An 11475-nucleotide genomic window follows, 5' to 3' on the forward strand; every position below is an offset into this window, starting at 1 on the left:
TCGCCTTCACCCCGCGTGCGCGGGCGCGGGAATCGGATGTGTGCGCGCGCTGTTCCATGGCCATGACGGCATTCGACGCACATGAGGAAGCGCTGCTCAAGCTGGTCGCGGCCGAGAAGGGCGGCGTCCTCGCCACCCTCAAGCGCGACGGGCGGCCGCAGCTGTCCAACGTGAACCACGCGTACTACGCGGACGAGGGCGTGATCAAGGTCTCCCTCACCGACGACCGCGCCAAGACGAAGAACCTGCGCCGCGACCCGCGCGCCAGCTACCACGTCACCAGCGCCGACCGCTGGGCCTGGACCGTGGCCGAGGGCACGGCGGACCTCTCCCCGGTGGCCGCCGACCCGCACGACGCGACCGTCGAGGAGCTGGTCCAGCTGTACCGGGACGTCCAGGGCGAGCACCCGGACTGGGACGACTACCGGCGGGCCATGGTCCGCGACCGGCGCGTGGTGCTCCGGCTGCGGGTCGAACGCGCCTACGGACAGCCGCGCGGCTGAGCCGTCCCCGGCGGGTCGCTGCCGCGTAACGGCGCGGTTCCCCCGTTGTCGTACCCGCCGCACATAATGGAACGACCCCCGAGCCCCAGGAGGTGCCGTGACCGGCGCTGGTTCTCTGCTCCCACTCCGCTCCCGGCTGCGCGAGCTGCGCCCCGCCGCGTTCGGGGCCGACCCGGCGGGGGAGCGCCTGGAGCGGATCCGCCGCTCGCCGAACTTCGCGGACGGGGTGTTCCAGAACCCGGAGGGCGCGCGGACGCGGCCGTCCGGCTCGATGCTGGAGTTCGCCAAGATCTACTTCGAGAAGGAGCAACGCGCCCGGCGCGCCCCGGTGGGCAACATCCCGGTGCACGCGACGACGCTCGCCGACCTCGCCAAGCCGCCCGTCACCGGGCTGCGGCTCACCTGGATGGGGCACTCCAGCGTGCTGGCCGAGATCGACGGCCGCCGGGTGCTCTTCGACCCGGTGTGGGGCGAGCGCTGCTCCCCCTTCGCCTTCGCCGGGCCCAAGCGCCTGCACCCGGTGCCCGTGCCGCTGGCCTCGCTCGGCCCGGTCGACGTGGTGGTCATCTCGCACGACCACTACGACCACCTGGACCTGCCCACCATCCGCGGCCTTGCGGGTACGGGGACGGTGTTCGCGGTCCCGCTCGGCGTCGGCGCCCACCTGGAGCACTGGGGCGTCCCGGCCGACCGCGTCCACGAGCTCGACTGGAACGAGTCGACGAAGGTCAACGGGCTCAGCCTCACCGCCACCCCCGCACGCCACTTCTGCGGCCGCGGCCTGCGCAACCAGCAGCACACGCTCTGGGCGTCCTGGGCCGTCGCCGGCCCCGAGCACCGGATCTACCACAGCGGTGACACGGGCTACTTCGAGGGCTTCAAGGACATCGGCGCCGAGCACGGCCCGTTCGACGCCACGATGATCCAGATCGGCGCCTACAGCGAATTCTGGCCGGACATCCATATGACTCCGGCCGAAGGCATGCGGGCCCACCTCGACCTCCAGGGCGGCCGGCCGCACGGCGTGATGCTCCCCATCCACTGGGGCACCTTCAACCTCGCCCCGCACCCGTGGGCCGAGCCCGGCGAGGGCACGATGGCCGCGGCGGCGGCCGCGGGCGCCGGGATCGCGCTCCCCATCCCGGGTGCACCCTTCGAACCCACCTCGGAAAACGTGCCGTCCGCGCCCTGGTGGCGCCCGGTCGCGCCGACCCCGCCCGGCGGCTGGCCGGTGCACACCCGCAAGCCCGCCAAGGCGGGAGAACAGGAGGCGGCCCCCGTCGTCTCCTAGGAGCCGACCGGGGTATTTCGCGCTGCCGTACGAGGCGTCATACCAGAGCGGGACGCGGTAGGGGGAACTTTTCCAACTGCGCACCGAGGGTGAGGGGTTGACCACTACTGTGAGTGGCCGACGATCAACGCGGGCCCGCATCGATTGAGTTGGGCCCGGGACCACGATCTCTGGGACCCCACGTACCGAGGACGCAGATGTCTCATCTTCGCGCACCCGCCGCGCGGTCCGAGCGCCGCGAGGGCGGGCGGCACGGACGCACCGCACACCGGCCGCAGCCCCCGGCCGCACCCGCGAGCGCCCCGGCTCCGGCGAGTCGGCCGCCGAGCGGGCCGCGCCCGTCCACCGAGGGCCGTATACGCCCCCAGCTGCTGCGCACCGCGGTGCTGCCCGCCGTGGCCGCCGTGGTGTGCGGCGCGGCCGCCGTCGTCTTCACCCTCCACTCCACCCACGCCCACCCCTCCGAGCTGCTCTGGGCGGCGCTCGGCGGCATGGCGCTCCTCGCCGTCGCGTCCGTGGCGGCCGCCGCGGTGGGCGCCGACCGTGCTGCCAAGACCGTCCTCGGCCGCGCCAACGGGCTGCGCCGGGGCAGCGCCCGCTCGGCCGCCGACCTGCGCACGGTGGTCGAGGGGCTGCGCCGCGGCGAGGGCCCGCCGGCCCGCCGGGCGGCGGCCCAACTCCCGCCGGACGCCGACGAGTTCGAGCTCCTGGCGCACGAGCTGACCCGCTCCCACGAGGCCGCCGTGGCCGCCGTGGTGCAGGCCTCGCAGCTCTCCAGCAGCGTCGGCAACGAGCAGAAGGTCGAAGTCTTCGTCAACCTGGCCCGCCGCCTGCAGTCCCTGGTCCACCGCGAGATCCAGCTCCTGGACGAGCTGGAGAACGAGGTCGAGGACCCCGAGCTGCTCAAGGGCCTGTTCCACGTCGACCACCTCGCCACCCGCATCCGCCGGCACGCGGAGAACCTCGCCGTCCTCGGCGGCGCCATCTCCCGCCGCCAGTGGTCCCACCCGGTGACCATGACCGAGGTGCTGCGCTCCTCGATCGCCGAGGTCGAGCAGTACCCCCGGGTCAAGCTGGTGCCCCCGATCGACGGCACCCTGCGCGGCCACGCGGTCGCCGACGTCATCCACCTGCTCGCCGAACTCGTCGAGAACGCCACGCTGTTCTCCGCCCCGCACACCCAGGTGCTGCTGCGCGCCCAGCTGGTGACCGCCGGGCTCGCCGTCGAGGTCGAGGACCGCGGTCTCGGCATGCCCGTCACCGAGCAGAACAAGATGAACGCGCTGCTGTCCGACCCCGATCAGGTGAATGTCGCCCACCTTCTCCAGGACGGCCGGATCGGCCTGTTCGTGGTCTCCGCGCTGGCCCGCAGGCACGGCATCGCGGTCCGGCTCCAGACCAACATCTACGGCGGCGTCCAGGCCGTACTGGTACTGCCGCAGGGCCTGTTGGGCGCCGACTCCGAGAGCCACAAGGAGGGCCAGACGGCCGAGCGGCAGCCCCTCCCGGAGCCCGTCAGGACCCCGCTCCCGCCCCAGCCGCAGCCCCAGGCCGCCCCCCAGCCGCCCGCGCCCGCCCCGGCCCCCGCGCCGATGCCGGCGCCCGCGCCCGCGCACCGCACGCCCGCGCACGGCACCGCGCTGCCGCCGCTGCCCCGCCAGCCCCAGCACGGCGAGACCGCGTCCACCCACGGCACCACGCCGCTGCCGGTGCGCGCCGCCCACGAGGAGCGGCCCAACCCGGCCGCCGCCGTCCCCGGCCACCGGGGCACGGGGGAGGCGGCGGTGCCCCCGATACCCGTCGCGAACGGTACGGTGCGCGGCGCGGCCCGGCCCGACCTTCCCCGGCGCCGCAGCCAGGAGCACCTCGTCCCGCAGCTGCGGGACGCTCCCGCCGCGCGCAAGGAGGACGAACACGCCGTGCACGACCCGGGGTTGATGGCGGCGTTCCAGCGGGGCATCGGCCTCGCCGAGTCGCAGCCGGCCCCGCACGACATCCCCGCGGTACCGCAGCCGCACCCGCCCCACCCCGCACAGCCGTTACACCACCCCCAGGCAGAAACTGACGCCGAACACTCCAAGGAGTAGATGCACCATGGCGAGCGATGCGCCGACCGGACACGTCTCGGACCTCGACTGGCTGCTCAGCGGCCTTGTCCAGCGGGTGCCCTACACACGCAACGCGGTCCTGCTCTCCTCCGACGGGCTGGTGAAGTCCGTGCACGGTCTGGACGTCGACAGCGCCGACCACATGGCGGCCCTGGCCTCCGGTCTCTACTCGCTGGGCCGCAGCGCGGGCGCGCGCTTCGGCGACGGCGGCGAGGTCCGCCAGGTGGTGGTCGAGCTCGACTCCACGCTGCTGTTCGTCTCCACGGCAGGCTCGGGCACCTGTCTCGCCGTGCTCGCCGGACGCGAGGCGGACGCGGCGGTGCTCGGATACGAGATGGCGATGCTGGTGAAGAGCGTACGGCCCTACCTCGTGACGCCGGCCCGGCAAGGCGCCGGGACACCGAGCGGCACGAGGCACTGAGCGTGCCGGCCCCGCAGGACGGCCCATGGCTCGACGACGCGGCCGGGCGCCTGATCCGGCCGTACACGGTGAGCAACGGCCGCACCCGGCCCACCGCCACGCTGGACCTGCTCTCCCAGGTGATGGCGACCGGGCAGCCGCCCCAGACGCACCTCGGGCCCGAGCACTCCCAGGCGCTCGGGCTCTGCGAGGGGCCGACCTCGGTCGCGGAGATCGCGGCCCATCTGCGGCTGCCCGCCGTCGTCACCAAGGTCCTGCTGTCCGACCTGGTGGACTGCGGGGCGGTGACGGCCCGCGCGCCCCGCTTCCACCACACCCCCACCGACCGTTCTCTGCTGGAGGCAGTGCTCGATGGCCTACGACGACGGCTCTGACGTCAGCCCCGCCGTGGATCTCTTCCCCACCGCGCTGAAGATCCTCGTCGCCGGCGGCTTCGGGGTCGGCAAGACGACCTTCGTGGGCGCGGTCAGCGAGATCGAACCGCTCTCCACCGAGGAGCTGCTCACCACGGTCAGCGTGGCGCACGACAGCCTCGAAGGGGTGGAGTCCAAGACCACCACGACGGTCGCCATGGACTTCGGGCGCATCACGCTCGACGAACGGCACGTCCTGTACCTGTTCGGCACGCCCGGGCAGGAGCGGTTCTGGTTCATGTGGGACGAGCTCTCCGAGGGCGCGCTCGGTGCGGTGATCCTCGCCGACACCCGGCGCCTGGAGGACTGCTTCTCCGCCGTGGACTTCTTCGAGCGGCGCGGGATCGGCTTCCTCGTCGCGGTCAACGAGTTCGACGGGGCCTACCGCTACACCCCGGAGGAGGTCCGGTCCGCCATAGACCTCAAACCGGAGGTTCCCGTCGTGCTCTGCGACGCCCGTATCGGCAGCTCCGGGATCGGCACCCTGGTCACCCTGGTCCAGCACCTGCTGTCCACCTTCCCGGCCGCCACCAGCCATGGAGCGCACACATGACGTACGACCCGACCGGCCATCTGCTGCTCACCCCCGTCGACCGGGAGGCGCCCGTCCGCGTGCAGCGGCTGCGCCAGCTCGGTATGGGGGAGCAGCCCGATCCGGCCTTCGACGAGTTCGCCCACAAACTCGCGGAGGTCACCGCGGCGCCCTATTCGATGGTCAACTTCATCGACGAGCACCAGCAGTTCTTCGCCGGGCTGCACACCCCGGAGGGGGCGCACGCGGGCACCGATCTGAACGCGGTGGCCGCCTCGGGCGGGGTGAGCCGGTTCATGGCCCGCGACCACGGCTACTGCCCGCATGTGGTGGTGCGCCGCAAGGCCCTGGTCCTGGAGGACGTCTGCGACTACCCGCGCTTCGCGGGCAACCCGGTGGTCGACGAGATCGGCATCCGCTCCTACCTCGGCGCGCCGCTGATCGACCGGACCGGTATCGCGCTCGGCACCATCTGTGTCGTCGACACCGAGCCGCGGCCGTGGGGCCGGGCCGGTCTGGAGACGATCAAGTCGATGGCGGCCGAGCTGATCGAGCAGATCCACCGCCGGGAGGACGGCGGCTTCTGACCGCCGCCCCGCCGGTTGCTGTGCGGTCAGTGGGCCGCCGCGAACTCCTCCGTGCGGACGACGTCGGAGAGCCGCTGTGACCACTGGCCCTTCGTCGTGCCCAGCGCCACTTCGGCCAGCCGCAGCAGCTGGACGTCGGTGGTGCCGGCCGGGGCGAAGATGTGGTGCGCGTCCCGCAGGTACCGCTCGATCGGGCGGTCGGTGAAGAGCCCGGCCGCGGCGTGGATCTCCATGGCGGCGCGCGCCGAGTCCAGCGCGGACTCCACGTTGACCACCTTGGCGTTCATCAGCTCGGCGTCGCACGGCAGGCCCTGGTCGAGCAGGTGCACCGCGTGGTACGCGGCGAGCCTGGCCGTCATCAGCCGGGACTGCAGCTGGCCCAGCTTGATCTTGATGTTGGGCAGTTCGTACAGCGGTTTGCCGTAGCGGATCCGCTCGGTGCAGAACCTGGTGGTCTCCTCCAGGATCGCCCGGTGGATCCCGAGCGAGACGGCCGTCAGATTGGCCCGGCCGTACAGGACGCTGGAGGAGTAGGCCACGGCGAGCCCGTCGCCCTCCTCGCCGAGGCGGCTCTCCACCGGCACCCGGCAGTTGTCGAAGTGGAGCTCGCCGAAGCTGAAGCCGTGCAGGCCCATCGTGTCGCGCTCGGCGCCGAGCGAGAACCCGGGCCGGTCGGGCTCGACGAGGAACGCGGTCAGCCCCCGGGAGCCGGGGCCGGTGCGGACGACGACGCCGTGCACATCGCCGACATGGCTGTTCCCGACGTACACCTTGCGGCCGTTGAGGATGTAGTCGTCGCCGTCGCGGACCGCGGTCGCCGTCATCCCCAGCACATGGCCGCCGGACTCCGGCTCGGTCACGGCGATCGTCGGAAGGCAGTCACCGGCGGCGACGGCGGGCAGCCAGTGCTTCTTCTGCTCCTCGCTGCCGAAGTGGACTATCTTGGCGACCCCCAGCTGGGAGGCCTGCGCCATGGCGCCCATGGCCGCGCTGACCCGGGACAGCTCCTCGATGATGATGGTCTTCCCGAGGTGTCCGACGCCCATTCCCCCGTACGACGGGCTGACAGTGGCGGCTATCCAGCCCTGCCGGGCGATCAGCCGGGACAGCTCGTACTGGACGGAACGTGCCGCCTCCATCGCCGCTATCCGGGGCCGGATCTCGCATTCCGCGAACTGCCGTACACACTCCCGTAGTTGGTGATGCGGGCGGCTGCTGAAGTATCCGTCCATGGCGAGCCCTCCTCCGCGAAACGCCTGCTCGCAACGGTGTTCGAGCAGGTGGTGCATCGGCAGTGGTCCCCGTCCCGAAGAGGCCGACCCCATCATGTTGTTGATCATTCAGTGGCGCTTCAACGTCCTTGTCAACTTTGGCCGAAACGCAGCGTGTTGACGTTTGACTACTGGTGTGTTCTGTGAGGTTGGCCTCCCCGGTTCCACTCGGTTGGCATTCCCCTGTCCCGCCTCCTTGCCACATGCCAAGGGCAAAGGTTTCGTGGGCATACGGCACTGAGGGACAGCTTTCGGTCCCGGATGCACCCGGGGATGGCATCGAGGAGCACCCCGGGACGCGATTGGACGCCGGGCGCGAACGCATTCGGAAGCGGCTGGGCCGCCCGCCGTACGGCCTCCGCCTGTGCGAACCTGATCGTTTCCCGCCGTGCGGGGCAAGCGCTGTTCCGGACCCGCGCGTTGGAGTGCCGTCAGGTGACGGCGGCGCGAAACAGTTGTCCCCGGCGCGTGGTCCGGCGTGCGGCATCCCGCCGGGCGCCGATGTCATCATCGGCGGCACCGGACCACCCGGCGCGCCGGGTCACCAGGCCCCGAACGTAAGGAAGTTGACCATGACCGACCTCCGTATCGGCGTCCTCGGCTTCGGCCTACGGGGCAGCCTCGCCCGCGTCGCCCACCGGCCGGGCCGCGGCTCCGCCGTGACCGCGCTCGCCGACCCCGACCCCCGCGCCCGCGCGGAAGCCGCCGGGGCCTTCCCCGACGCCACCATGACCGGCGAGCACCGCAAGGTCGTCGAGGACCCCGACATCGACGCGCTGCTCGTGCTCACCCCCGACCACACCCACGCCGACCTCGCCTGCGCGGCCCTGCGGACGGGCAAGCCCGTCTTCGTCGAGAAGCCCCTGGACATCTCGGTCGAGCGCTGCGACACGATCCTGCGCACGGCGTACGAGACCGGCTCGCGCCTGTACGTCGGCCACAACATGCGCCACATGCCGGTGGTCCGGCTGATGCGCGACCTCGTCGAGCGCGGGGCGATCGGCACGGTCAAGACGGTCTGGATCCGCCACTTCGTCGGCTACGGCGGCGACTGGTACTTCAAGGACTGGCACGCCGAGCGTGCGAACACCACCGGTCTGCTGCTCCAGAAGGCCGCCCACGACATCGACGTACTGCACTGGCTGGCCGGCGGCTACGCGCGCGACGTCCAGGCGATGGGCGACCTCATGGTCTACGGGGACAACCCGCACCGGCGCGCACCGGGCGAGCCCAAGGCGGACGACTGGTACACCAAGGACGGCCACTGGCCGCCGCACACCCAGCGCGCCCTGAACCCGGTGATCGACATCGAGGACGTCTCGCTGCTGAACATGCGCCTCGACAACGGCGTGCTCGCCGCCTACCAGCAGTGCCACTTCACCCCCGACTACTGGCGCAACTACACGGTGATCGGCGACGCGGGCCGACTGGAGAACTTCGGCGACGGGCCGGGCAGCCGGGTCAAGGTGTGGAACGCCCGGCGCTCCCACTTCCGCGACGAGCCCGACGAGGTCCACGAGGTGCCCACCGCCCCGGACGGCTCGGGGCACGGCGGGGCGGACCCGCTCCTGATGGACGAGTTCCTGCGCTTCGTACGCGAGGGCGGCCGTACCGACACCTCGCCGGTGGCCGCCCGGATGGCCGTGGCGGCGGGCTACCAGGCGACCATGTCGCTGCGCGACGGCGGCACACCCCGGCGCATCGAGCCGCTGGATCCGGAGCTCGCGGCCTATTTCGCCGCCGGTCAGGTCCGCTGAGGCGGCCCGCCGGACCGGGCGGCCGAAAGGGGTTCGTGACCACCGGTCGAAGTGCGGTATTGTTCTCGTGCACGTTCGGCCCGGGGAAACCCCAGGTCAGACGGGCATCGGGACGTGGCGCAGCTTGGTAGCGCACTTGACTGGGGGTCAAGGGGTCGCAGGTTCAAATCCTGTCGTCCCGACCAGCTTTTTCGCAGGTCGGAAGCCGTCTTCTCCATCGGAGAAGGCGGCTTTCCGTGCGTCCGGGCGGGGAAAATCGCCGCTTCCACCGGGCCGGGCCCCTGTCCGGCCCGGCTCCGTCACGAGATATCTTGATGTCGAGCAATGTTGCATACGTGGAGTGGAGCACCCGGTGACTGACTCGACCATCATCTACACCCACACTGACGAGGCGCCCGCGCTGGCGACGTACTCGTTCCTGCCTGTGGTCCAGGCGTATGCCTCGACGGCCGGGGTCACTGTGGAGACGCGGGACATCTCGCTGGCCGGGCGGATCATCGCCCACTTCCCGGAGTACCTCCAGGAGGGGCAGCGCATCGACGACGCCCTCGCCGAGCTCGGCGAGCTGGCGAAGACGCCCGACGCCAACATCATCAAGCTGCCGAACATCTCGGCCTCGATCCCGCAGCTCAAGGCCGCCGTCGCCGAGCTGCAGGCGCAGGGCTACGCGCTGCCGGCCTACCCGGACGACCCGCAGACCGACGAGGAGCGCGACATCCGCGCCCGCTACGACAAGGTCAAGGGCAGCGCCGTGAACCCGGTGCTGCGCGAGGGCAACTCGGACCGCCGCGCCCCCGGCTCGGTGAAGAACTACGCCAAGGCCCACCCGCACCGCATGGGCGCCTGGACCCCCGAGTCGAAGACGAACGTGGCGACCATGGGCGCCGACGACTTCCGCTCCACGGAGAAGTCCGCCGTCGTCTCCGGCGCCGGCTCGCTCCGCATCGAGCTGGCGGCCGAGGACGGCACCACCACGGTGCTGCGCGAGTCCGTACCGGTCCTGGCGGGCGAGGTCGTCGACGCCTCCGTGATGCGCGTCGCCGCGCTCCGCGCGTTCCTCACCGAGCAGATCGACCGCGCCAAGGCCGAGGGCGTGCTGTTCTCGGTGCACCTCAAGGCCACGATGATGAAGGTCTCCGACCCGATCGTCTTCGGCCACGTGGTGCGCGCGTTCTTCCCGCGGACCTTCGAGAAGTACGGCCAGGCGCTGATCGCCGCCGGACTGTCCCCGAACGACGGCCTGGGCGCCATCCTCAAGGGCCTGGACTCCGTGCCGCAGCTCGGCGCCGAGATCAAGGCGTCCTTCGAGGCCGAGCTCGCCGAGGGCCCGGCCCTCGCGATGGTCGACTCCGACAAGGGCATCACCAACCTGCACGTGCCGTCCGACGTCATCGTCGACGCCTCCATGCCGGCCATGATCCGCACGTCCGGCCACATGTGGGGCCCGGACGGCCAGGAGGCCGACACCCTCGCCGTCCTGCCGGACAGCAGCTACTCCGGTGTGTACCAGGTCGTCATCGACGACTGCCGCGCCAACGGCGCCTTCGACCCGGCGACCATGGGCTCGGTCCCCAACGTCGGCCTGATGGCGCAGAAGGCCGAGGAGTACGGCAGCCACGACAAGACCTTCGAGATCGCCGCCGCGGGCACCGTCCGCGTCGTCGACGCCGAGGGCAACGTCGTCCTGGAGCAGCCGGTCGCCGCCGGTGACATCTTCCGGATGTGCCAGACCAAGGACCTGCCGATCCAGGACTGGGTCAAGCTCGCCGTCACCCGCGCCCGCGCCACCGGCGTCCCGGCCGTCTTCTGGCTGGACGCCGAGCGCGCCCACGACGCCGTCCTGATCGAGAAGGTCAGGACGTACCTCGCGGACCACGACACCGACGGTCTCGACATCAAGATCATGTCCCCGGTCGAGGCGACCGCGTTCTCCCTGGAGCGCATCCGCCGCGGCGAGGACACGATCTCCGTCACCGGCAACGTGCTCCGCGACTACCTGACCGACCTGTTCCCGATCCTGGAGCTGGGCACCAGCGCCAAGATGCTGTCGGTGGTCCCGCTGATGAACGGCGGCGGCCTCTTCGAGACGGGCGCCGGCGGCTCCGCCCCCAAGCACGTCCAGCAGCTGGTCAAGGAGAACTACCTGCGCTGGGACAGCCTGGGCGAGTTCCTGGCCCTCGCGGTCAGCTTCGAGCACCTCGCCACGACCAAGGGCAACGCGCGCGCCCAGGTCCTGGCCGACACGCTCGACCGCGCCACCGGTTCCTTCCTCAACGAGGACAAGTCCCCGAGCCGCAAGCTCGGCGGCATCGACAACCGCGGCAGCCACTTCTACCTGGCCCTGTACTGGGCCCAGGAGCTGGCCAAGCAGACCGACGACGCGGCGCTCGCCGAGGCGTTCGCGCCGCTGGCCAAGACGCTGGCCGAGCAGGAGGAGACCATCGTCGGCGAGCTGATCGCCGTCCAGGGCTCCCCGGCCGACATCGGCGGCTACTACCAGCCCGACCCGGCGAAGGCGGCGGCGGTCATGCGCCCGTCGGCGACCTTCAACCAGGCCCTCGCGACCCTGGCCTGATCCGACAGCGGCACCCG

General features: G+C 71.6%; 10 protein-coding genes and 1 tRNA gene. 10 read left to right on the top strand and 1 reads right to left on the bottom strand.

The features are described 5' to 3' along the window. Positions 1–62 precede the first annotated feature (62 nt). From BX283_RS32845 to BX283_RS32875, 7 genes are all read left to right on the top strand, one after another. On the top strand, positions 63–503 hold the full coding sequence (locus BX283_RS32845; protein ID WP_101391061.1) for a PPOX class F420-dependent oxidoreductase: 441 nt from the start codon (positions 63–65) through the stop codon (positions 501–503). A gap of 97 nt (positions 504–600) precedes the next feature. Further along, positions 601–1794, top strand: a complete 1194-nt coding sequence (locus BX283_RS32850) for an MBL fold metallo-hydrolase (RefSeq protein WP_180357316.1) — start codon at positions 601–603, stop codon at positions 1792–1794. A 197-nt stretch (positions 1795–1991) separates the two neighbouring features. Then, positions 1992–3881 (top strand): ATP-binding protein, encoded by a 1890-nt coding sequence (locus BX283_RS32855; RefSeq protein ID WP_107503687.1) that lies wholly within the window; start codon positions 1992–1994, stop codon positions 3879–3881. Between the two features lie 7 nt (positions 3882–3888). Beyond that, on the top strand, positions 3889–4323 hold the full coding sequence (locus BX283_RS32860; RefSeq protein WP_101391062.1) for a roadblock/LC7 domain-containing protein: 435 nt from the start codon (positions 3889–3891) through the stop codon (positions 4321–4323). A 2-nt stretch (positions 4324–4325) separates the two neighbouring features. Further along, positions 4326–4697, top strand: a complete 372-nt coding sequence (locus BX283_RS32865; RefSeq protein ID WP_067166125.1) for a DUF742 domain-containing protein — start codon at positions 4326–4328, stop codon at positions 4695–4697. Further along, a complete protein-coding gene (locus tag BX283_RS32870; RefSeq protein WP_101391063.1) occupies positions 4675–5289 on the top strand; it encodes an ATP/GTP-binding protein in 615 nt (204 codons plus the stop codon). Before BX283_RS32865 ends, BX283_RS32870 begins: the two co-directional genes overlap by 23 nt. Then, complete coding sequence (locus BX283_RS32875; protein WP_101391064.1) at positions 5286–5855, top strand: GAF domain-containing protein; 570 nt, start codon at positions 5286–5288, stop codon at positions 5853–5855. Before BX283_RS32870 ends, BX283_RS32875 begins: the two co-directional genes overlap by 4 nt. A gap of 26 nt (positions 5856–5881) precedes the next feature. Here the strand turns inward: BX283_RS32875 and BX283_RS32880 are convergent, their stop codons facing one another. Beyond that, entirely contained in the window at positions 5882–7087 is a 1206-nt protein-coding gene (locus BX283_RS32880) for an acyl-CoA dehydrogenase family protein (RefSeq protein ID WP_101391065.1), read from the bottom strand. A gap of 611 nt (positions 7088–7698) precedes the next feature. Between BX283_RS32880 and BX283_RS32885 the strand changes: the two genes are divergently transcribed. From BX283_RS32885 to BX283_RS32895, 3 genes are all read left to right on the top strand, one after another. Beyond that, positions 7699–8883, top strand: coding sequence for a Gfo/Idh/MocA family protein (locus tag BX283_RS32885; RefSeq protein WP_101391066.1), 1185 nt, complete (start codon positions 7699–7701; stop codon positions 8881–8883). A 108-nt stretch (positions 8884–8991) separates the two neighbouring features. Beyond that, positions 8992–9068: transfer RNA gene (locus BX283_RS32890), tRNA-Pro, on the top strand. 167 nt (positions 9069–9235) lie between these two features. Beyond that, on the top strand, positions 9236–11458 hold the full coding sequence (locus BX283_RS32895; RefSeq protein WP_101391067.1) for an NADP-dependent isocitrate dehydrogenase: 2223 nt from the start codon (positions 9236–9238) through the stop codon (positions 11456–11458). Positions 11459–11475: the final 17 nt, after the last annotated feature.

Source organism: Streptomyces sp. TLI_146 (assembly GCF_002846415.1).
In the GTDB taxonomy this organism is placed as follows: Bacteria; Actinomycetota; Actinomycetes; order Streptomycetales; family Streptomycetaceae; genus Streptomyces.

Bases quoted from the DNA above. Each gene is read 5' to 3' on its own strand.
- BX283_RS32880 (WP_101391065.1), bottom strand. From the start codon at position 7,087: ATGGACGGATACTTCAGCAGCCGCCCGCATCACCAACTACGGGAGTGT.
- BX283_RS32855 (WP_107503687.1), top strand. From the start codon at position 1,992: ATGTCTCATCTTCGCGCACCCGCCGCGCGGTCCGAGCGCCGCGAGGGC.
- BX283_RS32885 (WP_101391066.1), top strand. From the start codon at position 7,699: ATGACCGACCTCCGTATCGGCGTCCTCGGCTTCGGCCTACGGGGCAGC.
- BX283_RS32860 (WP_101391062.1), top strand. From the start codon at position 3,889: ATGGCGAGCGATGCGCCGACCGGACACGTCTCGGACCTCGACTGGCTG.
- BX283_RS32875 (WP_101391064.1), top strand. From the start codon at position 5,286: ATGACGTACGACCCGACCGGCCATCTGCTGCTCACCCCCGTCGACCGG.
- BX283_RS32870 (WP_101391063.1), top strand. From the start codon at position 4,675: ATGGCCTACGACGACGGCTCTGACGTCAGCCCCGCCGTGGATCTCTTC.
- BX283_RS32845 (WP_101391061.1), top strand. From the start codon at position 63: ATGACGGCATTCGACGCACATGAGGAAGCGCTGCTCAAGCTGGTCGCG.